Here is a 22,476-nt window from a genome sequence, read left to right as displayed (position 1 = left end):
ACACCAACAATCAGGGTCGTCACTTGTTTGGCGACCTCAGGAGAAACGGGATGCTCCCGCAGCGTGATCTGGTCGGCTACGCCGATACACCCCCCACCGGGGCCTGGCCCAATGGCGCCCGCCTGGCGGTCAATATCGTGGTCAACTACGAGGAGGGCTCTGAAAGGTCCTTCGCCATGGGCGACGACGACCAGGAGTCGATGACCGAGTGGGGGAGTTACGTAACTCCCGCTGGCACCCGTAATCTGGCGATGGAGTCGATGTACGAGTACGGCTCGCGGGTCGGCATCTGGCGCATCCTCGACATCCTGCGCGAGGCCGACGTGCGTTCGACCTTCTTTGCCTGCGCGGTGGCGCTGGAGCAGAACCCCCGCGTTGCCCGTGTCGCCAGCGGCGATGGCCACGAATTCTGCAGCCACGGCTATCGCTGGGAGGAGGTCTTTCGCCTCAGCGAAGACGAGGAACGCGAGCACATCCGCCTGGCCATCGAGTCGATCACCGCCACCACCGGCAAGCGCCCGGTGGGCTGGTACTGCCGCTACGGACCCAGCGTGCGCACCCGGCGCCTTTTGGTAGAAGAGGGTGGCTTCCTCTACGACTCCGACGCCTACAACGACGACGTACCCTACTTCACCGAGGTGGCGGGCAGTCGTCAGCTGGTGGTGCCCTACACCACCGACATGAATGACTTCCGCTTCTGGCTTTCTCCTGGGCTTACCTCGGGGCGTGAGTTTCTCGACAACCTCAAGGAAGGCTTCGACGTGCTGTTCGAGGAGTCGGCCCGCGGCCCCAGGATGATGTCTGTCGGCCTGCATCCGCGCATGGTCGGGCGCCCCGGCAAGATTCGTGCGCTCAAGGACTTTATTGCCTATGCCCAGGCCCACGAGGGCGTATGGTTCGCCACCCGTGAAGAGATCGCCCGGGCCTGGCTTGCCCGGGAAGGTGAAGCGACCGGCGTCGTCTGACGTCGCCGGTGACCCCCCGTGTTTTCTGCTGTACCCGCAACAACGACAATAACCAGAGGAAATATCCCATGAGCCTTTCCTACAAGACCTTCTCCAAGCGTTCCCTGGTGCTGGCCACCGCCCTTTCCGCCGGCCTGGCAGCAGGCGGCGTGATGGCCGAAACCCTCAAGGTCGGTGCCAACATCGGCAACCTGCCCTGGGAGTTCCAGGACGACAGCGGTGACTACGTTGGCTTCGAGATCGACCTGGTCAACGAGGTCGGCAGCCGCCTGGGCTTCGACGAGGTCGAGATCAGCAACATTCCGTTCAATGGCCTGTTCTCGGCGGTACAGTCTGGGCGCATCGACGTGGCGGTGTCCTCCATCACCATCACCGACGAGCGTCTGGAGTCGGTGTCCTTCGCCCAGCCCTACTACGACAGCGACCAGTCCCTGGCGACCCACACCAGCAAGGGCATCAGCGGGCTCGAGGACCTGGACGGCAAGGTGGTCGGCGTCGATACCGGCTCCACCGGCGACATCTGGACCAGCGAGAACCAGGAGCAGTACGGGATCAAGGAAATCCGTCGTTATGAAGGCCTGCAGCCGGCCATGCTGGACCTGTCCAGCGGCCGCCTGGACGCCTACATCTCCGACATTCCGGCGGTGCAGTACTACGTGCGTGACAAGCCCAGCCTCGAGGTGGTCAGCCGCATCCCCAGCGGTGAGCAGTACTCGATGATGTTCGCCAAGGACGCCGAGCTTGCCACCAAGGCCAGCGAAGTGATCAGCGAACTCAAGCAGGAAGGCTTTGTTGCCGAGCTGCACGAGACCTGGTTCGGCGCCGCTCCGGATGCCGGCACCAGCACCGTCGAAGTGCGCGATATGCCTTCCGCCCAGTAAACCTGGCCCAGCAAGTCCCGTGGCCGCGGCGGTGACCGCCGCGGCCAGCGTATTACCCTCGATCGTGGAGACGATCCATGGACCTGGTCCAGACATTCTTCAACTGGGAGGTGCTGGTGCGCACCTTCCCGATGCTCCTGCAGGGGCTCGGCATGACCCTGATGCTGGGCTTTCTGAGCATCCTGCTGGGGCTGATCGGCGGACTTGGCCTGGCGCTGTTGCGCCTCTACGGCCCCAAGCCGCTGCGTTTTCTCACCATTGCCTACATCGACGTCTTTCGCTCGCTGCCGGTGCTGGTGTGGCTGGTCATCGTCTACTACGCGCTGCCGTTCGTCGGCATCACCCTGTCACCGTTCGCCGCGGCCTGCACCGCCCTGACCATGATCTCCAGCGCCTACGCCGCCGAGATCTACCGCGCCGGGATCGAGGCGGTGCCTCGGGGCCAGTTCGAGGCCGCCCAGTCGATCGGCCTGAGCCAGTATCGGGTGATGTGCGACGTGGTCCTGCCCCAGGCGATCCGGCTGATCATTCCGCCGCTGACCAGCAACTGCATCAACGTGATGAAGGACACCGCCCTGGCCTCGGTGGTGGCCATGCCAGACCTGCTCAAGCAGGCCACCCAGGCCCAGGCGCTGGCGGCCAACCCGACACCGCTGATCGGCGCGGCGCTACTCTACCTGGCGGTGCTGCTGCCACTGGTGCGCCTGGTCGGTCTGCTCGAGAAACGCTTCGCCCAGGGCCGGGCCTGACAGGAGAACTGCCATGATCAATGAAACCCGGACAACCCAGGGCACTACCCTTCCCCCGCTCGAGGCTGGTCTGCCCGAGGCGCCCAGAGCGATCATCTCGCTCGAAGGGGTCAACAAGTACTACGGCGACTTCCACGCCCTCAAGAACATCGACCTCAAGGTACGCGAAGGCGAGGTGGTGGCGATCCTCGGCCCGTCGGGCTCCGGCAAGTCGACGCTGATCCGCTGCATCAATCATCTGGAGGCCTACAGCGCCGGTGACATCTACGTCGACAGCGTGCGGGTCCAGCCCGGCCCCGAGCTGATCGAGGTGCGCAAGGACGTCGGCATGGTGTTCCAGAGCTTCAACCTGTTTCCCAACATGACGGTGCTGGAGAACGTGACCCTGGGGCCGATCCGGGTGCGTGGCATGAGCCCGGGGGATGCCCAGGCGCGGGCCAAGGAGTTGCTGGAAAAGGTCGGCATCGCCGAGCAGATGTACAAGTATCCAAGCGCCCTGTCCGGCGGTCAGCAGCAGCGGGTCGGCATTGCCCGGGCGCTGGCCAATGAGCCGCGCGTGTTGCTGTTCGACGAGCCCACCTCGGCGCTGGACCCGGAGATGGTCGGCGAGGTGCTCGACGTCATCAAGACCCTGGCCGGCACCGGCGTGACCATGCTGCTGGTGACCCACGAGATGGGCTTCGCCCGCCATGTCGCCGACCGGGTGATCTTCATGGAGGCCGGCCAGATCGTCGAGGAAGGCGCTCCCGAACAGATCTTCTCGGCGCCGCAGGAAGACCGAACCCGCGCCTTTTTCCAGTCGGTGCTGGCTCACTGAGTCGTGGCGCCTGTTCGACGGCTGGCTCGGCGCTTGTTTCGCCCCGGCCTTGTCTCTCGACGTCTATGTATCGCCTCTCGACCCCAATTCAAGGACTTCCCATGTCACTCGATTCATCCTCAGACGCTCGCCTTGATCTGACACGCGTCAGAGCCCAGTTTCCCTCGCTTGAAAGCGACTGGGTGTTCATGGACAACGCCGGCGGTGCCCAGGTGCCGAAGATGGTGGTGGAGCGCATCAGCGACTATCTGCTGGGCGACAACGTGCAGCTCGGCGCGAGCTACGCCCCCAGCCAGAATTCCAAGGCCAAGGTCGACGCCGGTCGCCAGGCGGTGGCGACGCTGGTCAATGCTCGCCACGTGGAAGAGCTGGTGTTCGGTCCCAGTTCGACCATCCAGTTCCGCCTGCTGGCCGACGCCATGGCCAGCCAGTTTGCCCCGGGTGACGAGATCATCGTCACCAACACCGACCACGAGAGCCACGTCGGCCCCTGGATGCGCCTCGAGCAGCGCGGCGTCAAGCTGCGCTTCTGGAACTGCAATCCCGAGACCCTGGAGCTGGAGCTGGACACCCTGGCGGAACTGCTCAACGAGCGCACCCGCCTGGTCTGCGTGACCCACGTCTCCAACCTGCTCGGCACCATCAATCCGATCAAGCGGATCGCCGCCATGGCCCACGAGGCCGGCGCTCGCATCTGTGTCGATGGGGTGGCCTTCGCCCCGCACCGGGCCATCGACGTCCAGGACTGGGACGTCGACTACTACGGCTTCAGTCTGTACAAGGTATTTGGCCCCCATCACGCGGTGCTCTATGTGAAAAAGGAGTGCCTGCTGGAGTTGGACAATATCTACCATCACTTCTTCACGCGTGAGCAGATTCCAGGAAAGATGGAGCCGGGAAATCCCAACTACGAGCTGACCTACGCAGCCACCGGTATCCTGGATTATCTGACCTCGCTGTCGGGCGATAGTGGTGAAAGTGACAAGCGGAAAAAGCTGGAAATAGCCTTCGATTCCATCGCGAAACATGAAGCGATATTGAGCAAGAAACTGCTCGATTATCTCTCTGGAAAAGAAGGCGTTCGCATCATCGGAAGGCGGGATGCCGATATCGAACATCGCGTCGCGACCATCAGCTTTACCGTGGAAGGGCATCAGTCTGACGAGATCGTGCGCAAGATCGACGAGGCCAAGGTAGGAATCCGCTACGGCGACTTCTACGCCCGCCGCTTGACCGAGGATCTCGGTCTGATGGACATCCAGGGCGTGGTGCGAGTGTCCATGGTGCACTACAACACCGAGGCCGAGGTGGACCGACTGATCGAGGCGCTGGACGCAGCGCTCTGAGGGCGGGGGCCAGAAGCTGGCAATGACGTGGTGGAAATGTAGAAAAGGGGCTTCTGGCCCCCTTTCTGCTACGCATGTCCCAGCCTCAGGGCCGGCCTTGTCTCCTGCTTAGGCGGGTTTTTCGGTCTGGCCGGCCCTTTAGCCCAGCGGATCGTCGATGTCGATATCGTAGATGTTGGCCTCGGCGCGGCGGCGCTCGGACAGGTCCAGGCTGTAGAAGATGTGGCGACAGTGCTCCATCATCGACGCGGCGGCGCCCTCGGCGTCGCGCTTTTCGATCAGATCGACCAGGGTCTGGTGCTCGTGGGTCAGGCACAGCACGCCGGTGGAGCGTTCGTACAGCGACTGGATGATGCAGAAGCGTCGGATGATCGGACGTACGATGGCAATCAGCTCGTCGTTGCCGGTCAGCTCCGCCAGCATCAGGTGAAAGTCGCCGGAGATACGATTGACGCTGGGCTGGTGCTCCTCGAAGACCTGATGTTCCAGCGCCAGGTGGCGACGTAGCGTGGCGATACCTTCGGCGTCGATACGCTCGCAGGCGATCCGCGCCACCGCGCCCTCGATATGCAGCCGCGTCTCGAAGATATCGTAGGCTTCCTTCACCGATGGCAGCGAGACGAAGGCGCCCCGGTGCATCTCGAAGCGTACCAGACGCTCCGCCGTCAGCCGGTTCAGTGCGCGACGTACCCGGCTACGCGGCGTCTTAAAGGCGCTGGCGAGCTTGGCCTCGTTCAAACGCTCGCCAGGACGCAGACGCTTGTCGATCAGGGCGTCGACGATGCGATCATAGACGAGCTCCTCGGCCAGGGCTTCCGGCTTGGATGGTGCAGCGGAGGTGGCGTCACTCGTCATGGCATTGTCTCGCCAGAAGGCTCGCCCTTCACCAGGGAAAAATCACCGGGATGGTTGAGCATTGTGAAAGGTGAAATAGCGTCAATTTACGGCCGTCGTTCAAGGGACAGATTATCACGATGTCACTCGAACGGTAACGTTGGATCGACCAAAGTTCAGGCGCCCAGTGTGCTGCATTTTTGCCATCCGGTCAGCCAGGGCGTACTACTATGAGCAAGCTTCTCGATAACTCCGGACGAACGAGGAAGGATCGGGTAGCGTCCCTTGCCTCGTTCTGGCGCCCGGCTGGGGGTGAGGTTCGCTGTTCCGCTGCCACCAAGGAACGATCAGATGCAGACATTGAAGCCTTCCATCAAAGCCAGCGTGGCGGTATTTGACGACGCCCTGATGAGTCAGGTGCGCGCTCGCTTTCACCACGTCGACCGCTGCCCCTACACCGGCCCCCGGATATTCTTCGAAAACGCCGGCGGTTCCCTGACGCTAAAGGCCGTGGTGGCGCGCATGGCAGAAGTGGCCGCGCTGCCGGACAACGATCATCGCGACAATGACGCCTCCCGGGCCATTTCGCGCATGATCGATGAAGGCCGCGACGCCATGGCCAGCCTGCTGGGGGTGGAGGACGGCACCGTGTTTGGCGGCGAGACCGGCACCGAGTGCCTGTTCCGGGTGATTCGCGCCGCCGCCAGTGCCGCGCCAGCGGGCGGCAACATCGTTGCTTGTGAGCTCGAGCACCCCGCCACCTTTGACGCCACCGCGCAGTGGGCGAGGCGCACCGGCAGGCAGCGGCTGACGGTGCCCTTCGATCCGCATCAGGGGCGCGCCACCGCCGAGGACTATGCCCGCGTCGTGACGCCGGAGACCCGTGTGGCCACCGTTTTGCACACCAGCCCGGTGACCGGCATGACCCAGGACGTGGCCGCCATCGCCGAGGCGATTCGCGCCATCGCACCGGATTGCTACATCATCGTCGACGGCATCCAGCATGCCCCCCATGGTGCGTTGGCGGTATCGAACTACGGCGTCGATGCCTATGCGGTGTCGCTGTACAAGGTGTTCTGCCCGTTCAACGACGGCTACGCCTGGGTCTCGCCGCGACTCAGTTGCGCCGATCACGACCGCCTGGCGGGCAAGCCGGACGACGCCTGGGAGCTGGGTAGCCGCGATCCTGCCGCTTGGGCCGGCGCCCACGAGATGGTCCGCTATCTCGAGTGGCTGGGAGGACACTTCACCGACGAAAGCGACCGCCGTCAGCGCCTGCTGGCCGCCGGCCAGGCCATGCATGACCAGGAGGCCGCGCTGATGCGTCGGCTGATCGACGGCGTCGATGGTGTCACCGGACTCAGGGACCTGCCCGGCGTGACCCTGATCGGCGAGGCGGATTCGCCCTGGCGGGAAGGCGCGGTTTCGTTCTGCGTGAAGGACCGAGACGCACTGGAGATCGTCGCCGAGCTCGGCAAGCGTGGCATTCGCGTCCACGCCCGCAAGGACGACGCCTACTCCGGCAATATCCTGCGCCCCCTGGGCCTGCCCTCGGTCACCCGGGTGTCATTGGCCCACTACAACACCCTGGAGGAAGTGGACGCCTGTCTGGCGGCGCTGAAGGACGTCCTCGGAGCCTGAATCTGGCGGCCCCGCCGAATTTCCCATTCCGGGCGCCGCTGATCAGACCTGGCTTGCCAGGACACCGTGTTCAGGCGAGGGCTTCGACGCGCACTCGCCGAAGACACGCTTGGCGCAGCCCTGGCAGACGTCTGGATCCAGCGCCGGGGTAATCGAGGCAATGGCCGCCTCGGGACTTTCGAAAAAGCGAGCTTCGCCGATTCTCTTCAGATCCCCGCGGCGGCGCAGCTCGTCCATCACCGTACCCTTGAGCGAGCTGATCATCAGCTCGCCCCCCTGGTCCGTCAGGCGACGGACCTCCTGCAGCAGCATCTCCACGCCCGCCGTATCGATGAAGTTGATGCCCTTGCCGATGATCAGCGCACGGGAGCCCGGCTCTGCGGTGAAGGCGCGAAGACGACGTTGCACGTGGTCGGTGGCGCCGAAGAACAGCGAGCCGTCGATGCGCAGTATCTTGAGCTGTGGGCACTGCTCAAGCTGATAGCGTCTGACGTTGCGGATGAGTCGCCGGGGATGATCTTGGCGCGGCGCTACTTCAAGGACGGTGGGACGCGAGGTGCGCTTTAGATAGAGCACCAGTGACAGCAGCACGCCGATATAGATGGCGAACTCCAGTGCCACCAGCAGGGTAGCGGAGACGGTGGCGACCAGCACCATCGCCTCGTGGCGACTGACGCGTACCAGATGGACGATGTGCGGGACGTCGATCAGGTTCCAGGCGATCAACAGGATGCCTCCAGCCATGGCGGGTAGCGGCAGATAAGCGGTGATCCCCGGGGCGAAGATCAGGATCAGCGACAGCAGCAGGGCGGCGAACACCGAGGCCAGCGGGGTGCGGGCGCCTGCGTCATAGTTGGCACCGGAGCGGGTGAAGGAGCCCGAACTGGCGTAGCAGGAGAAGAAGCCCCCCACGATATTGGACAGGCCCTGGCCGATGAATTCCTGATTGCCGTCGATCACCTGACGCGAGCGCAGGGCAATGGCGCGGGCGATGGATACCGCTTCGATCAGCCCCAGCAGGGCGATGGCGAAGGCGCCGGAGGTCAGCACGCGCAGGCTGTCCGGCGTCAGTTCGGGCAGCGTAACGGGTGGCAGGGTCCCGGGCAGGGTGCCGACCAGCGCCACACCGTGGGCGGCGCCATCCATCAACCAGCAGGCCAGGCTGCCGGCGGCCAGGCCCAGCAGCAGGTGAGGACTACGACGATGGAGGCGTCGTGCTACCAGCGAGGTGATCAGCGAGATCAGCCCGATGGCCAATGCGTAGAGGTTGATATCCGGCAGCGCCCGGAACAGCGCTGACAGCTCGGCCAGGAATCCCTGAGCGTCGATGGACACGCCAAGCAGGTGCTCCATCTGACTGGTGGCGATCAGGATGGCCGCACCAGAGGTGAAGCCGATGACCACCGTGTGAGAGATGAAACTCACCAGATTGCCAAGCCGCAAGAGCCCCATGGCCAGCTGGATCAGACCGACCAGGAGCGTGATGGTCAGCGCCGCTCCCAGGTATTGGTCGGGTGTCAGCGTGCCGAGGCCGCCGATCACGCTGGCCAGCACGATGGAGAGCGCCGCAGTGGGGCCTGAGATCATGTGCCAGGAACTGCCGAACAGCGCCGCCACCGTGGCCGCGACGATCGCCGTGTAGAGCCCGACCTCCGGTGGCAGCCCGGCGATGAAGGCATAGGCCACACCCTGAGGGAGTACCAGGATGGCGCCGGTAAGGCCCGCCATCATGTCCGCCGACAGGGTGCGGCGGTCGAGGCCACGTCCCCAGCGCAGGAAGGGCAGATAACGCTTGGGGGAAGACGCCATGGCGGAACCTCAGGTGGGCAGAAGTAGGGGGTCGGGCAAGCCTAGAGAAATGCGGGTATCCTGAAAAACAAAATTTTTTGCGCTTCACGAACAAAAAAACCGCATAGGTGAGCCTTGGATACCCAACTGCTGAAGACCTTTCTCGAGGTCAGCCGGCTGCGCAATTTCGGCAAGGCCGCAGAGAGCCTCTGTGTCTCGCCCTCGACGGTCAGCTCACGTATACGCCAACTCGAGGCGCAGCTGGGGTTGTCGCTGTTCAGCCGCGGCCATCACCACATCGGTTTGACCCCCGCCGGGGAGCGCATGGAGCGTCACGCCCGCTTTCTGCTCGACGCCTGGGAGCGAGCCTACGAGGACACCGCCCTGAGCGAGCGGCACCAGCGGCGTCTGGTGGTGGCGGGGGTCGCCAGCCTCTGGGATATCTTCCTGCAGGACTGGCTCGCCACCATCTACCGCGCCTACCCGACGCTGGGCGTTCGCGCCGAAGAAAGCACCCCGCTGCGGGTGGTCGAGAAGCTGGAGCGCAACATGGTCGACGTCGGCTTCCTCTACGACACCCCGCGCATCAGTGGCGTAGGGGTCGAGGAGGTGGCGACCATCCCGCTGGTGATGGTCTCAAGCCAGCCGGATAGAAGCGCCGAGCAGGCGGTGGGCGAAGGCTACATCCGGGTCGAGTGGGGCACGGCGTTTGCCAGCATCCACGAGAGCAGCTTCCCGCAGCGCCAACTGGCGCGAGGCAGGGTCAACAGCGGCCGCATCGCCCTCGGCCTGCTGCTCGAGTGTGGCGGCGCCGCCTACCTGCCCCAGGACATCGTCGCCCCCTGGTGTGACCGGCAGCGGCTGTTCGTGGTCAAGGACGCGCCCGTCATCGAGCTAAAGGCCTATGTGGCCTACCACTGGCACGGCGAGCACCGCGAATTGATCGGCGAGTTGATCGAGCAGCTGGGGTGATCTGCTATGGAGTCTGTGTTGCTTGCGCAGGTCGCTGCGTCATCGTGCCTGGTGTCTTGGCATCATCACCCCGTCGGTTCATCGAACCATGACCATCCGGTTCTTCAAAAACCGCTGGAACACGGTTGAGCCAAGTCGCCCCTACCCACACTGATCGACTTGGAAAAACGGTGGATACAAAAAGCGAAAAGTCCCAGTGAAACCACCGAGGCTGTAGCGCCGACCGGGAACTCCCAATCCACTTGATTCACAGTCAAGTGGATGCGCTAACCAGGGTCAAGGCGTCTTCTGTGCTGAATGCTCGGCTGGCCTTGGCGGATACAGCGGCCCTCACTCAATATTCTGGATCTGAAGATGTAATTTGATGTTTTTTTATTTATAAAACAGTTGGTTGGTTTTATTTTGTGCATAGTTTTTTGTTTGTTCCTACCCATCTTACTCCCCATCTGGTAGGAGAGAGACAGTCCTAGCTGAGAGCAAATGCAAACCGACCACAATCAGCTCAAGGTGACGCTCTCGCAGGGGGCTTCGTGCGTGCGATGAAATGTCCACCATCTCTGGGCTGGTATTGAGAGTAATGTCAGCAGCGTAGTGGTGAAAATGCCGCTACTGACCTTGGGGGCGTGCATGATGTCCTGTTCAAGGCTTCCCAGACACCGTTCGCTGCGGGGAACCTTCTTCTTGTTCTGTTGCTGAGCCTGAGCGACAGAAATCTGCTTCATCGGTTGGCTTTGGTCAGACAGTGGCAAGAAAGCCAGGTTTTACCCTGCGGTTGACTCTCCGTCAGCTGCGGAGGTGTTTACGCAGCGCTTCCCTAGCCCCACAGCTAATCACTCTGCGACGGAAATGGGGCTCCCTCGCTTTCTTCCGCCTGATGACGTCGTTGCTCCGGCGTCCATAGCGTCTTGAGATAGTTCACCACGGAGCGGATCTCGGCGGGGGTCAGGACATTCTCGAAGGCCGGCATGGTGAGTCTCTCGGTCTTGTTCCAGGGATCGCGCCATCCCTCGGCGACGATTCGGTAGAGCATCGCATCGGAGTGTTTCCAGGTATGCCCCTCCGGCCCGTGAGGGGGAGCGGGCAATTCGCCCTGGGCATTCTGGCGCTCCCAGTTCGGCTGGCCCTCGCCCTCGCTGCCGTGGCAGCTGGCACAGTACTGCTGGTAGATCCTTTCTCCCTCTTCCAGCCGAGAGGTATCGCGCGAAGAGGGGCCACCCCCCGCCATGGCCTGCCCGGCGGCACTCATCAGCAGCCACGTTGTGACGAGGATCCAGCGCTTACGCATCGGGGGGTGTCCAGGTTTGGCCCTGATCTTCGCTGCGCATGAGCTCCCCCTCGCGATCCAGGGCATAGAGCGTTCCCTGCGGCGCAAGCGTAAGCGTGACGAACGTCGGGCCATCACCCTTTACTTGCTGCCACTCCTGGCCGCCATTGTCGCTGCGCCACAGGCCTTGCTCCGTGGCCACATAGACGTGTTCGGGATCGTCGAGCTTGTAGGCCAGATCATAGACCCTGCCGGCATCGAGCTCCCCGGTCGGTCGCCAGCCGCAGAAGCAATCCATCGACAGGCGAACCGCATCGTCGGACACCGCATAGAGCCAGCCAGTCTGCATGCTCCCCTCCATATCGGAGTGGATGAGCCGGCGAACGGCCTGGGCAGGACCGCTATCCATCTTCTTCCAGGTCGTGCCGGCATCCTCACTCTGGTAGAGGCCGTCGTCGGCAATCACCACATAGAGTGTCTCGGGCTGATGGCGGTGCACGTCCAAGGCGGTAACGTCCTGGTTAGGCAAGCCATCGTTGAGTTCCTGCCAGGTTTCTCCATGATCGGTGCTGCGCTGCACCCCGATCGAGGGGCCGGCGATATAGAGGGCATGTTCGGCTGTTGCCGATACCGTTACCAACCGTCCCTCCGCTACTTCGTCGGGCAAGGGAATCATCGTCCAGGCCGCTCGGCCATCCGTGCTTTCGAAAAGCTGGTTGGCCTGGACCTTGAGCAGCCGTTCGCCTGTTTGGTCATAACTCAGCGACGGCAATGCCTCCTCGGCGGCCCCGGCCATACTGACGAAGCTCAGACTGGCCATGACCCAGCTCGTCAGTGACAGGGCACGCCAGAAGCGACTCGTGATCTTGTTCATTGCAATATTTCCTCGAATAATGGCTAGCCGATGCTGCCTAGCGCCGGGAAGGTGCGCAATAACCAATAGGACAGCTCGGTCAGTTTGCCGGTGATCATCAAGATGCCCATCAGGATCATGATCAGCCCGGCCGCCAGATGCGTGACCCGGCCCCAGCGGCGCAGAAATTTCTGGTGTTGCAGGAAGCGATCGAGTGACACCGCCGTCAACAGAAAGGGCACCCCCAGGCCCAGCGAATAGATGCCGAGCAACGCCATTCCGCTCGGGGCATTGGCCGTCGAGGCGCTGACGGTCAGAATGGCGCCCAGGATCGGGCCGATACAGGGGGTCCAGCCGAACGCGAACGCCACACCCAGCAGATAAGCCGCACTGGGCCCCCCGCCCGCTTCCTTAAGCCTGCCGATAAATCGCCATTCTCGCTGTAACCAATGCAGCGGAATGAGCCCGGTCATGAAGGCACCGAACAGGATGACGATGATACCGCCGACCAGGTTGGCTTCCTGGCGGTAGACCAGCAGCAGGCGACCGATGGCCGTGGCACTGGCACCCAGCATCAGGAATACCGTGGAGAACCCGAGCACGAACCATATTGACTGGGTCAATACCCGGAGCCGCTCCCGCCGGTCCGCTTCCCGTATCTGCCCCAGCGAGCGCCCGGCCACGAAGGAGAGATAGCTAGGCACGAGCGGCAAGACACAGGGCGAAGCGAACGAGGTCAGGCCCGCCAGAAAGGCCGTGGCCAGGCCGATATTGGCAACTTCCCACATCCCCCCTTAATCCCGTGGCTAGGCTTGGAGCTTGGAGTCGGGGCGCTCGGATGGCACCTGGTGATCCGCTGCTTGGCGATTGGCAGATGCCGTCTCCGTGGTTACCGCGGTAGTGGCTTCCACGTTGGCTTGGACGTCAGGGGCTTCGCCCGGCTCGGTAGCCTTGCCTTTCTTGTCCTTGCATTTCAGCATACACATTGCTCCACACATGACGAGGCAAGGCAACAGGGTCACCAGGATAGGGGCGATGCCCAGCAGGACCAGTTGATCCCAGCCCATGGCAAGACCACCAGCCACCGCCACAGCGCCCAGCAGCATCCAGCGGCGTGGGCCTGTTACCAGGCCTTTCAGTCCGGCTTTCTCTTGGCCCTTTTGGGGCTTGTCGTCACAGCAACTCATGGCGCGTCCTCCTGGGTGGTTTCTATGGTTTCGGCAAGAAAGTCGATCATTTCAGGGGTATCCCACTCGGCCTCCCCGACCAGGCGTCCGATCTCCCTGCCCTGGCGGTCGAGCAGAAGCGTCGTGGGAATACCCACGGCACTGAGGTTCGCGCTGGCCATGCCGGTTGGATCGACGTAGGGAGCGAGATGCTCGATCCCCACCTCCTGATAGAATTCGTTGACGACCTCGATGCCTTTGCGATCGATCGAGAGTGCGACGACCTCGATATCCGTACCACCCAATTCAGCCTGGAGGGCATCCAGGGTGGGCATTTCCTCGCGGCAAGGGCCACACCATGTCGCCCAGATGTTGAGCAGGATCAGCTTTCCTCCGAAAGTGGTCAGCGTCAGCGGGGTACCGTCGCCAGCCTCGAAGCTAATTTCCGACACCTCGCGTGGGCTTTCCCAGAGAAGAAACCCATTCGGCCCCACACGTTTGGGTGGTTCGGCGACGGCCAAAGAGGTGATCATTCCCCACAATGCCACCGCTACCCAACTGGTCCCGATCAGTTGTCTCATGACCAAGGCTCACCTTCAGTGGGTGGCGTAAACTTCAGGGGTATCGGTCGGCTGAAAGGCCAGGATGTAAACCTCCAGTGGGCCCTGTTTCTCGCCCGACATCCCCGGTGAGCCAAGTGGCATTCCGGGTACGCTCAGGCCTTTGATGAAAGGTTTCTCTTCGAGTACCTGGGTGACGCTTTCCACGGGTACGTGGCCCTCGAAGACATAGTTGTCGATGAGCGTGGTATGGCAACCCTGCAGTTTCTCGGAAACATCGTGTTCGGCTTTCATCTTCGCGAGATCGTGAGTATCGATTGTCTCCACTTCGAACCCGTTTCGTTCGAGATACTTGGCATATTCGGCGCAACAGCCACAGTTGGGGTTCTTGTAGAGGGTTGCCGACGTCTCGGTTGCCAACCCTGTCAGGGGGAAGGTCAATAGAGAAGCGATGGTCAGCGCTTTCCAGTGTTTCATACGCTAAGGCTCCATAGAGTTCACGAGAACGTTCGGCAGCTAGGCCGGCTATACTCTCGCGGCATTAATCGAAGGTGTTGACGACAGTATGGCGAATGCGATCCCACACACCGGTGGATAATGTCTCTGGTCCTTCTGCCAACACCTTTACATAGTAAACTAGGTGCTCCGGATCGAATTTGAGCCCATGAAAGCGGGCCCGTATCCGTCCTGATTGGTCGATGACATGAGTCACAACGCCATGCGCCTGGACGCCCTCGGCCACATCGTCGAATTTCAGACCGTAGGCTTCCGCGACCTGGCGTGTGGTGTCGACAAACTCATTTTCGCTTCGATAAAGAAACCGCCAGTTGGCGGGGTCCAGATCGAAATTTTCACCGTAGGCCCGCATGTTGTTGTGCGTGCCGGCAAAGTCCTCGCTGTCGGTAGCGATGGTGATAAATTCAACATCATCTCGTAGGCCGGTATCGTTGACTCGCTCTTGCACCTCGGCAATCAGGTTCATATGCACCGGGCAGGCTTCTTGATAGCGCGAGTGGATGATATTGAGCACCACGACGCTTTGTTCCAAGTCGGAAGACGACACGCCATTGCTGTCTGTATTATTCAACGAAAATTCCGGCGATGGCTGGTCGATGAATTGGGCGTAACGTTCCCACTCTTGCAGCTCTTCCTCGGTATCTTCGAGGGAATGGGAAAAGACAGGAGAACTGGGCATCAATGCCAAGACGAGTAGTGGTGTATACAGCTCTTTTTCACGTACCGTCCTCCCTTCGCGTTACCCAGTTCTAACGAAGGCTGCTCCTATGCGGAGCAGCCCCGGCCAGTGCCACTTCAGGTGTTGCTGTCGGTTTCATGGCCTTGTTGCATATTTTCCATCATGGCATTGCAGTTTTTCATCATGGTATTCATTTCACGCATCATTCCCATCATGTCGTGCATGCTGCCCTCCTGCATCATGTCGCCCTCCATTGGCGTCTGCTGATTCTCTTCCTGCGCAAGAAGCGAGCCGGCTCCGAAGCTGCTGGCGACGATGATGGCGGCAGTCAAGATTGCTGTGTGACGTTTCCGCATGACACTTCTCCTCAATCTTTCTGGGAATCACCTTTCCACCAGCAAGGCTGATAGAAGGCCTGGCTTGGATTTCTACCTGGCAGCAGCGCTGCTTGCTGGAAAGATATCCTTAAAGCCAACTTCAAGGTCAAGACTTTATTTTTTGCGTTCCCGCTTTATGCAGCAGGCCACCAGTTGAACGCTACAGCCATACCTTGACCTTTGGGCGGCCTCACGGTTGTAGGCTGTCTGAAAACGGGCAGGTGAGGAAAAGACAATGCGAGTCACTGAACTGGCTCGGGCTGGTGGGGTCACTGCGGAAACGGTACGCCACTACACCCGTGAGGGGTTGTTACGACCGCAACGGGACTCGCGCAACGGCTATCAACTCTATGACGAGAAGGCACTGGGTCGCCTGCGTCTCATTAATTGCCTTCGCTCTTTGGGAGTCGGTCTCCCAGACATCAAGCAGATATTGACCTGGGCGGAGCACGACATGCCTCCGGTTAGCGATACGTACGCTCCCCTGGCTGAACAAGGGCGCTACATTCGCTCGCGGATCCATGAACTCCAGGCGATAGCGCGATGGTTGGAAAGCATCGACCATGATGATGGTTCCGAGGCCCCTAGCCTGAAGCAACTGATCGAATCGCTGGGATCGGCACAACCGGCTATCGTGACGGATGGCCCGTGCGGTTGCCATTAGTGATGCGACGGCGCCATGCTGGCCATATCGTCCATGCCGGTCATGGAGTGCAGATGCCAGAGTTGCCAGACGGCAAACGCGATGATCAGCAACGCCGCCAGCGTGCGGGTCGCTGGATGGCGAATCCATAGCGAGATGCGCCGGGCAGCCATACCGGTCGCCAGGACGACGGGGAGGGTGCCAAGCCCGAAGGCCCCCATCATCGCCGCGGCGCGTAGCGGCTCGGCTACGGCCAGACTCCAGGCCAGCATTGAATAGATCAGCCCGCAGGGCATCCAGCCCCAGATCGAGCCCAGCGCGAAGGCCTGGGGTACCTTCACGACGGGCATCAAGCCTCGACCTAGCGGTTCGATACGCCACCACAGGGAGCGACCCAGGGCTTCGATACGTAGCAACCCCTTCCACCAGTTGGCGATATACAGCGCCATCAGAATCAGCATGACCGCCGCCAGGATACGCAGCACCAGGGCGATGCCGTCCAGGGCATGATTGAGCACGGAGCCGAGTAGCGCCACCAGAGCGCCGGCGATCATGTAACTGCTGATGCGGCCCAGGTTGTAGCCGAGCAGCAGGCCGGCCAGGCGTCCCGGCTGCCGCATGCTGGAGGGCACGGCAAAGGTCAGGGCACTCATGATCCCGCCACACATGCCGATGCAGTGCGCCCCTCCGAGCAGGCCGAAGACGAAGGCCGCCGCCAGCGGCGGCAGGCTGAGGTCGGTGGGATCCAATCAAGGCGCTCCTTCTTCGCTATTCCCAGTATCACGAGGAGGAGAATCGAAGGCTGCCGGAGGGGGAACCGTACAGCGCGTCAAGCTCGACCAGCTCGGGCGGATAGCAGAGTCCCAGGTCGGAACACCCCTGAAAGGTCACCGTGATGGCCAGCGGCTCGGCAGCGGTGTCGCTCGCCTCGATGGGCGCACTGAATACCACCTGGTCATAGAACACCTCGATTTCCCCCAGAGACGCGTGCACCATGGGTTCGCCGGGGGGAATTGCCAGCTCACCGAAACTGACGCCCGGAGAGCGACTTTCCAGTGCAAACCGATGGCGGTGGAGGTAATAGTCCTCGGCAATGACGAAACCGACGTAGAGCCGCCTATCGTCTCGCCAGGCGCTGGCCCGGAAGGCTTCTTTAGTCGCCAGGAATTCCCGTTGAGCCGAGGTACCGAAGGGGGAGCTCTTGCCACTGCCCGCGGGAAACTCTCCACGGGCCGCTACCGGTGTGGCGACGAACAGCAGCACCAGCAGAAAGGTGAAGGCCGTGTTCATGAGGCCGTCGCCGTTTTCGCCCTATCCACTGGCTGACGCATTGACCAGACAACCAGAGCCAGCCCCGCGATGAGCATCGGCAGGGTCAACAGCTGCCCCATGGTCAGCCAGCCGAAGGCGACGAACCCAAGGTGAGGATCGGGCAGGCGCACGAACTCCACGGTGAAGCGGAAGGCGCCATACAGCACCAGGAACAGCCCGGAGATGAGGCCCCGCTGGCGCGGTCGGCGCGACAGCCACCATAGCACGGCAAACAGCACCACGCCTTCCAGGGCGAACTCATAAAGCGCTGAAGGGTGCCGCGGCTCCGGCCCCAGCCCCATCATGGGGGGGAAGACCATGGCCCAGGGAACGTCACTGATACGTCCCGGCAACTCGTGATTGATGAAGTTGCCGAGGCGCCCGGCGCCCAGGCCGATCGGCACCAGCGGGGCGATGAAATCGGTCAGCTGGAAAAAAGCCAGGCGATGCTTGCGGGCAAACAGCAGGGCGGCGATGAGCACACCGGCAAGGCCGCCATGGAAGCTCATGCCCCCGTCCCAGACCCTGAAGAGCCACAAGGGGTTGGCCAGCAACTGGTCGAGCCCATAGAACAGCGCATAGCCCAGGCGGCCACCCAAGATGATCCCCACGGCAGCGTAAAAAATCAGATCGCCGATATCATCGTGACTCAAACCCAGGCGATGGGCTCGACGACGCCCTAGCCACCAGGCGGCGGCCAGCCCGACCACATACATCAGGCCATACCAGTGAATCTGCACGGGACCAAGGGAAATGGCCACGGGATCAATCTGCGGATACTGCAGCATGAGTCTTCCTTATGTTTTGGCAGACAATGGATGTTGCCGGATTAGGTTGCGATAGGTCTGCATTACTCGACGACGCGGCCGATGGTGACTTCGACCGGGGGTCCGGCTCGCCGAGTGTCACCGGTCCCGCCTCGCCGATCAGGTCGCCTGGCTGCGGGGTGACTTCGCCCGATGCGGAGACGCGCACCGTCAGGCGCACCTCATTGACTTGGGAGAGTCGCGCTCGGGGTGTCATGGCATCGTTGTCGCCCAAGGTCACTTTGAGTGGCAGGTCGCTAACCGTGACCCGCTCCACCGCCAGTGGCGGCAATTCACCAGCCACGTCGCGGGCGATGACGAACACCGTGTCGCCCGGCGCGGCCCGCTCGCGGAGCGATTCGGCGAGGCCGACCCTGACCGCGAGCGACGCGCCGTCCTGCGCGGCTTGATGGGCATCGACCTGGTCGGACGAGGCGTCCAGGCGCTGTTGTGCCACGGCAATGCCCTCCCGCAGCGCTTCCGCCGAGCCGGGGTCGTCGAAGCCGGCGATCGCGCGTCGCCAGTAATCGATAGCCTCTTCATAGCGGGCGCGATCGAAGGCATGGATGCCCAGCATGCCGAGCACCGTCGGCTGACGCGGATCCTTGTCTAGGGTCTCGTCGACCAGTGCCTGGACCTCCTCGGTCATCGAGCGATTGGCGACGAAGAATTGGATCTGTGCCAATTGCGCCAGCAGGGAAGGCTGTCGACCCTCCAGCTCAATCAGGCGCTCAAGCGCGGCGATGGCATCACGTCCCCGATTGCTGTCCCGGTACAGAGGAAACAGCGACATCCACACCTTGGGATTGTCCGGCTGTCGCTTGGCCTGCTCCTCGAGCCGCTCGATCAGCATCGCCAGCGAGCCGTCAGGCGAGTTGCGCACCTCCTGATGCACGGCATACAGTGCCAGATCGCCCTCGGCGCCTTCCCGTTGATACCAGAGCAGACTGGCCACCACCAACGCCACCATCACCAGCGGCACCAACAACCGTCCGGCCTGGGGGGATTTGAGCGGTGTGCGTCGGCGTACCTGGGTATCCTCGAGCAGGCTGCGTTCGAGCTCCAGCCGACCCTCCTCGACTCGCGCGGTGTCGAGCTCGCCGCGTGCATGGGCCGTTTCCAGCGAGGCCAGGCGCTGACGATAGACCGCCACGTTCTGGGCATCGGTGCGCTGCTTGGTTTCGAAGGCCTGCTGAGCATCGTGCAGCGGGCGGGTCCGTCTCAGCGGCAGGATCACGAGCCACAGGGCAGGCAACAGTAACAGGGCGATGCCCAACCAGAGCAGATTCATTCGCTCCCCTCGCGGTTAAACAGGGCATTGAGGTACTCGCGCTCCTCGGCGCTGAGCGCTCGAACCTGGGCATGCTTTCGTTTGCTGACGAAGACCGCCACGATAAACCCCCCGATCATCACCAGCACGAACGGCAATCCCCATAGCAGCCAGGTACGCTCGTCGAGTCGCGGGTTATAAAGCACGAATTCGCCGAAGCGTGCGACCATGTAATCGAGGATTTCTTTATCGGATCGCCCTTCGCGTAACAAATCTGCAACGCGTTCGCGCATGTCGGCAGCCACCGGGGAATCCGAGCTGTCGATGGCCTGGGCATCGCATTTGGGGCAGCGCAATGAGGCAGTAAGATCACGATAGCGCTCGGCCATTACTGGCCTCTCGAAGTCACGCACCTCGATAGCCGAATCCGCCAGCACAGGGACCGACGTTATCAACAAGAGCAACAGCAGGCCGGCCCGGGTCATCAACGCCATTTGCCCACCTCCTGCACGACACGTTCGACATCCTCGGGAGTGATATAGCCCGTGTGCTTATAGCGAATGATGCCCTCGGCATCGACGAGGAAGGTCTCCGGCACACCGTAGACGCCGAGCTCGAACCCCAGATCGCCATCCGGATCGAAGATATTGACTTCGAAGGGGTCGCCGAACTCGTCGAGAAACTCCCGCCCCTTGACGCGGGTGTCCTTGTAGTTGATGCCGACCAAGCGCACGCCGCGCTCAGCGAGTGTCAGCAGCTGGGGCATTTCCTCCTTGCAGGTCGGACACCACTCGGCCCAGACATTGACCAGCGTGACCTGCCCGTGCAACAGCGACTCATCGACCCGGGCACCGGGATCCTTCAGTGTCGAGAGGGAAAAGGCAGGAAACTGCTGGGCTAGCAGTGCCGAATTGCGGGCACTGGGATCCATGGCCAAGCCTCGGTAGAGAAAGAAACCCAGTCCCAGGAAAACCAGCAAGGGGAAAAGCAGTAACAGTCGCCGTTTCATGTATGGACCTCACGGAGGAGAGTGGAGTCAGCTGCCACTGAGCGCTGACGCCGATAGCGACGGTCCGCCACCGCCAGCAGACCGCCAGTGGCCATCAACAACGCCCCCAGCCAGAGCCAGCGTACGAACGGCTTGATCTGGATTCGCATGGCCCAGGCACCGTCACCCAAGTCTTCGCCCAGCGCCACGTAAATGTCCTGCAGCAGCCCAGGGCGAAGGGCGACGTCGGTCATGGGCTGACCGCGGGCAATATACAATCGCTTCTCGGGCCGTAGGGTGGTGACATGCTGGCCATCACGTGCCACCTCAAGGGCTGCCGTATCGGCCAGGAAATTGGGACCGCGGCGCTCGCTCAGGTCGGTCATGGTGAAGCTGTAACCGCCTATCTCGACACGCTCCCCCACGGCAAGACGTACGTTACGCTCGATGGCATAGTTCGACACCATGGCCACGCCCACGATGGTGATGGCCATGCCCAGATGGCCGACTACCATGCCCCAATGCGCCAGCGACAGCTTGCGCAAGCCGGCCAGGGGGGAGGAGGCATGGCGGGTCTTGTCGAACAGGTCACGGATCAACGCCAGCACGACCCACAGGGCCATGACCAGTCCCAGCGCCACGGCGGCGTTCCATTCTCCGCCGTAGAGGAACGGCACCGCCGCCGCCATGATCAGCGCGGCGATGCCGGACCGAAGTAGTCGGCGCATCAACTCGCGCCCCGCCATCTGCTTCCAGCGCGCCACGGGGCCTAGCCCCATGAAGGCACACAGCAGCACGGTCAGCGGCACGAATAGCGTATTGAAGTACGGTGGGCCGACGCTGATCTTGCCCAGCCCCAGGGCATCGAGAATCAGCGGATAGACCGTGCCCAGCAAAACGGTCACGGTCATGACGACCAAGAGGATATTGTTGATCAGCAACAGCGCATCACGAGACAACCAGCCGAAGCCCACATTGCCGCTCATCCGCGGCGCACGCAGGGCAAAGATCAGCAAGGAAGCGCCCACCGTGAACCCCAGCAGTGCCAGAATGAAAATGCCCCGTGACGGGTCATTGGCGAAGGCATGCACCGACGTCAGCACCCCGGAGCGCACCAGGAAGGTGCCCAGCAGCGACAGCGAAAAGGTAAAGATCGCCAGCAGGGCGGTCCAGCTCTTGAAGGTGCCACGCTTTTCCGTGACTGCCAGCGAATGGATGAGCGCCGTCCCGGTCAGCCAAGGCAGGAACGAAGCGTTCTCCACGGGGTCCCAAAACCACCAGCCGCCCCACCCCAGCTCGTTGTAGGCCCACCAACTACCCAGCGCGATGCCCGTGGTGAGGAAGGCCCAGGCAATATTGGTCCAGGGCCGCACCCAGCGTGTCCAGGCGGCATCGAGCCGCCCTCCCAGCAAGGCAGCGATGGCAAAGGCGAAAGCTACCGAGAAGCCCACATAGCCCATATAGAGCATGGGGGGATGGAAGATCAGCCCGACGTCCTGTAGCAGCGGGTTGAGATCGGCGCCGTCCTGAGGCACTCCCGGCAGCAGACGTTCAAAAGGGCTCGACGTGATCAGGATGAACAGCAAGAATCCGGTGCTTACCATGCCCATGACCCCCAGGACATGGGCCAGCATGTCACGCGGCAGGTTCCGCGAGAACAGGCTGACGGCGAAGCCCCAGCCGCTGAGGATCAGGCTCCATAGCAGCACCGAGCCTTCGTGCCCCCCCCACACCGCCGTGAGCTTGTAATACCACGGCAGCATCGAGTTGGAGTTGTTGGCCACATAGGACACGCTGAAATCGTCGAGCAGGAAGCTCGCGGTCAGGCTGGCATAGGCCACCAGCAAGAAGGCGAACTGCCCCCCTGCCATGGGCTCGGCGAAGGCCATCCAGAGTGGGCGGCGGAGCGTGACACCCGCTAACGGAACCAACGCCTGTATAAACGCCAGGCCCAGCGCCATGATCAGCGCGAAGAGACCGAGTTCAGGAATGATTTTGACGAGCATGGTGATTCCGGCTTGAGTCGCGTGATTTCTTGGGACGAGGCAAT

At 62.2% G+C, this 22,476-nt stretch carries 25 protein-coding genes; 8 read left to right on the top strand and 17 right to left on the bottom strand.

Translation table 11 applies throughout. The features are described from left to right. The first annotated feature begins 50 nt into the window (after window positions 1-50). The 5 genes from NFG58_RS21125 to NFG58_RS21105 all read left to right on the top strand — a co-directional run bounded on the left by NFG58_RS21125 (window position 51) and on the right by NFG58_RS21105 (window position 4,758). Window positions 51-965 carry an allantoinase PuuE gene (locus NFG58_RS21125; RefSeq protein ID WP_348827316.1) on the top strand — a complete coding sequence of 305 codons (915 nt, stop codon included), beginning with the start codon at window positions 51-53 and terminating at the stop codon, window positions 963-965. Window positions 966-1,033: 68 nt separating this feature from the next. Further along, window positions 1,034-1,846 (top strand): transporter substrate-binding domain-containing protein, encoded by an 813-nt coding sequence (locus NFG58_RS21120; protein ID WP_348827315.1) that lies wholly within the window; start codon window positions 1,034-1,036, stop codon window positions 1,844-1,846. A 77-nt stretch (window positions 1,847-1,923) separates the two neighbouring features. Beyond that, window positions 1,924-2,595 (top strand): amino acid ABC transporter permease, encoded by a 672-nt coding sequence (locus NFG58_RS21115; protein ID WP_108131989.1) that lies wholly within the window; start codon window positions 1,924-1,926, stop codon window positions 2,593-2,595. A 13-nt stretch (window positions 2,596-2,608) separates the two neighbouring features. Further along, entirely contained in the window at window positions 2,609-3,412 is an 804-nt protein-coding gene (locus NFG58_RS21110) for an amino acid ABC transporter ATP-binding protein (RefSeq protein ID WP_348827314.1), read from the top strand. A gap of 101 nt (window positions 3,413-3,513) precedes the next feature. After that, entirely contained in the window at window positions 3,514-4,758 is a 1,245-nt protein-coding gene (locus NFG58_RS21105; RefSeq protein ID WP_348827313.1) for a cysteine desulfurase-like protein, read from the top strand. A 138-nt stretch (window positions 4,759-4,896) separates the two neighbouring features. Here NFG58_RS21105 and NFG58_RS21100 read toward each other — a convergent pair whose 3' ends face one another. Further along, window positions 4,897-5,613: a GntR family transcriptional regulator gene (locus NFG58_RS21100; RefSeq protein WP_108131992.1), complete on the bottom strand. Its 717-nt coding sequence runs from the start codon at window positions 5,611-5,613 to the stop codon at window positions 4,897-4,899. Between the two features lie 330 nt (window positions 5,614-5,943). Here NFG58_RS21100 and NFG58_RS21095 point away from each other — a divergent pair, with 330 nt between their 5' ends. Beyond that, on the top strand, window positions 5,944-7,233 hold the full coding sequence (locus NFG58_RS21095; RefSeq protein ID WP_348827312.1) for an aminotransferase class V-fold PLP-dependent enzyme: 1,290 nt from the start codon (window positions 5,944-5,946) through the stop codon (window positions 7,231-7,233). A 42-nt stretch (window positions 7,234-7,275) separates the two neighbouring features. Here the strand turns inward: NFG58_RS21095 and NFG58_RS21090 are convergent, their stop codons facing one another. After that, window positions 7,276-9,042 carry a SulP family inorganic anion transporter gene (locus tag NFG58_RS21090; protein ID WP_348827311.1) on the bottom strand — a complete coding sequence of 589 codons (1,767 nt, stop codon included), beginning with the start codon at window positions 9,040-9,042 and terminating at the stop codon, window positions 7,276-7,278. 114 nt (window positions 9,043-9,156) lie between these two features. On the opposite strand from NFG58_RS21090, the gene NFG58_RS21085 reads away from it, so the two are divergent. Next, window positions 9,157-9,993: a LysR family transcriptional regulator gene (locus NFG58_RS21085; protein WP_348827310.1), complete on the top strand. Its 837-nt coding sequence runs from the start codon at window positions 9,157-9,159 to the stop codon at window positions 9,991-9,993. Window positions 9,994-10,819: 826 nt separating this feature from the next. On the opposite strand, the gene NFG58_RS21080 is transcribed toward NFG58_RS21085, so the two are convergent. The 8 genes from NFG58_RS21080 to NFG58_RS21045 all read right to left on the bottom strand — a co-directional run bounded on the left by NFG58_RS21080 (window position 10,820) and on the right by NFG58_RS21045 (window position 15,387). Then, window positions 10,820-11,239 (bottom strand): cytochrome c, encoded by a 420-nt coding sequence (locus NFG58_RS21080; RefSeq protein ID WP_348827309.1) that lies wholly within the window; start codon window positions 11,237-11,239, stop codon window positions 10,820-10,822. 31 nt (window positions 11,240-11,270) lie between these two features. Continuing rightward, entirely contained in the window at window positions 11,271-12,077 is an 807-nt protein-coding gene (locus NFG58_RS21075) for a YCF48-related protein (RefSeq protein WP_249742928.1), read from the bottom strand. 77 nt (window positions 12,078-12,154) lie between these two features. Continuing rightward, complete coding sequence (locus tag NFG58_RS21070; RefSeq protein ID WP_045991676.1) at window positions 12,155-12,898, bottom strand: cytochrome c biogenesis protein CcdA; 744 nt, start codon at window positions 12,896-12,898, stop codon at window positions 12,155-12,157. Between the two features lie 18 nt (window positions 12,899-12,916). After that, the gene (locus tag NFG58_RS21065) at window positions 12,917-13,297 is read right to left on the bottom strand and encodes a hypothetical protein (RefSeq protein WP_348827308.1); all 381 of its coding nucleotides are present in this window, start codon (window positions 13,295-13,297) and stop codon (window positions 12,917-12,919) included. After that, window positions 13,294-13,857 carry a TlpA disulfide reductase family protein gene (locus NFG58_RS21060; RefSeq protein ID WP_348827307.1) on the bottom strand — a complete coding sequence of 188 codons (564 nt, stop codon included), beginning with the start codon at window positions 13,855-13,857 and terminating at the stop codon, window positions 13,294-13,296. The genes NFG58_RS21065 and NFG58_RS21060 overlap by 4 nt, the downstream gene beginning before the upstream one ends. 15 nt (window positions 13,858-13,872) lie before the next feature. After that, a complete protein-coding gene (locus NFG58_RS21055) occupies window positions 13,873-14,313 on the bottom strand; it encodes a DUF411 domain-containing protein (RefSeq protein ID WP_348827306.1) in 441 nt (146 codons plus the stop codon). A 64-nt stretch (window positions 14,314-14,377) separates the two neighbouring features. Beyond that, the gene (locus NFG58_RS21050; protein WP_124804653.1) at window positions 14,378-15,031 is read right to left on the bottom strand and encodes a redoxin domain-containing protein; all 654 of its coding nucleotides are present in this window, start codon (window positions 15,029-15,031) and stop codon (window positions 14,378-14,380) included. A 116-nt stretch (window positions 15,032-15,147) separates the two neighbouring features. Further along, window positions 15,148-15,387 carry a hypothetical protein gene (locus NFG58_RS21045; protein ID WP_045991679.1) on the bottom strand — a complete coding sequence of 80 codons (240 nt, stop codon included), beginning with the start codon at window positions 15,385-15,387 and terminating at the stop codon, window positions 15,148-15,150. A gap of 256 nt (window positions 15,388-15,643) precedes the next feature. Between NFG58_RS21045 and NFG58_RS21040 the strand changes: the two genes are divergently transcribed. Then, window positions 15,644-16,072, top strand: coding sequence for a MerR family transcriptional regulator (locus NFG58_RS21040; protein ID WP_083970235.1), 429 nt, complete (start codon window positions 15,644-15,646; stop codon window positions 16,070-16,072). On the opposite strand, the gene NFG58_RS21035 is transcribed toward NFG58_RS21040, so the two are convergent. The 7 genes from NFG58_RS21035 to NFG58_RS21005 are packed head-to-tail and all read right to left on the bottom strand — an operon-like array spanning window position 16,069 to window position 22,432. Then, entirely contained in the window at window positions 16,069-16,800 is a 732-nt protein-coding gene (locus NFG58_RS21035; protein WP_108450074.1) for a sulfite exporter TauE/SafE family protein, read from the bottom strand. The genes NFG58_RS21040 and NFG58_RS21035 overlap by 4 nt on opposite strands. A gap of 31 nt (window positions 16,801-16,831) precedes the next feature. After that, complete coding sequence (locus NFG58_RS21030; protein WP_240184315.1) at window positions 16,832-17,341, bottom strand: protein-disulfide reductase DsbD N-terminal domain-containing protein; 510 nt, start codon at window positions 17,339-17,341, stop codon at window positions 16,832-16,834. Beyond that, entirely contained in the window at window positions 17,338-18,150 is an 813-nt protein-coding gene (lgt, locus tag NFG58_RS21025; RefSeq protein WP_124804555.1) for a prolipoprotein diacylglyceryl transferase, read from the bottom strand. Before lgt ends, NFG58_RS21030 begins: the two co-directional genes overlap by 4 nt. Next, complete coding sequence (gene ccmI, locus NFG58_RS21020; RefSeq protein WP_348827305.1) at window positions 18,128-19,459, bottom strand: c-type cytochrome biogenesis protein CcmI; 1,332 nt, start codon at window positions 19,457-19,459, stop codon at window positions 18,128-18,130. The genes lgt and ccmI overlap by 23 nt, the downstream gene beginning before the upstream one ends. Continuing rightward, complete coding sequence (locus NFG58_RS21015) at window positions 19,456-19,932, bottom strand: cytochrome c-type biogenesis protein (protein WP_348827304.1); 477 nt, start codon at window positions 19,930-19,932, stop codon at window positions 19,456-19,458. The genes ccmI and NFG58_RS21015 overlap by 4 nt, the downstream gene beginning before the upstream one ends. Beyond that, complete coding sequence (locus tag NFG58_RS21010) at window positions 19,923-20,447, bottom strand: DsbE family thiol:disulfide interchange protein (protein WP_031217685.1); 525 nt, start codon at window positions 20,445-20,447, stop codon at window positions 19,923-19,925. Before NFG58_RS21010 ends, NFG58_RS21015 begins: the two co-directional genes overlap by 10 nt. After that, a complete protein-coding gene (locus NFG58_RS21005) occupies window positions 20,444-22,432 on the bottom strand; it encodes a heme lyase CcmF/NrfE family subunit (RefSeq protein ID WP_348827303.1) in 1,989 nt (662 codons plus the stop codon). Before NFG58_RS21005 ends, NFG58_RS21010 begins: the two co-directional genes overlap by 4 nt. Window positions 22,433-22,476: the final 44 nt, after the last annotated feature.

The sequence above is a fragment of the Halomonas sp. RT37 genome, from assembly GCF_040070525.1.
Lineage (GTDB): Bacteria > Pseudomonadota > Gammaproteobacteria > Pseudomonadales > Halomonadaceae > Halomonas > Halomonas litopenaei.
This window is presented reverse-complemented; position numbering and strand designations above follow the sequence as displayed.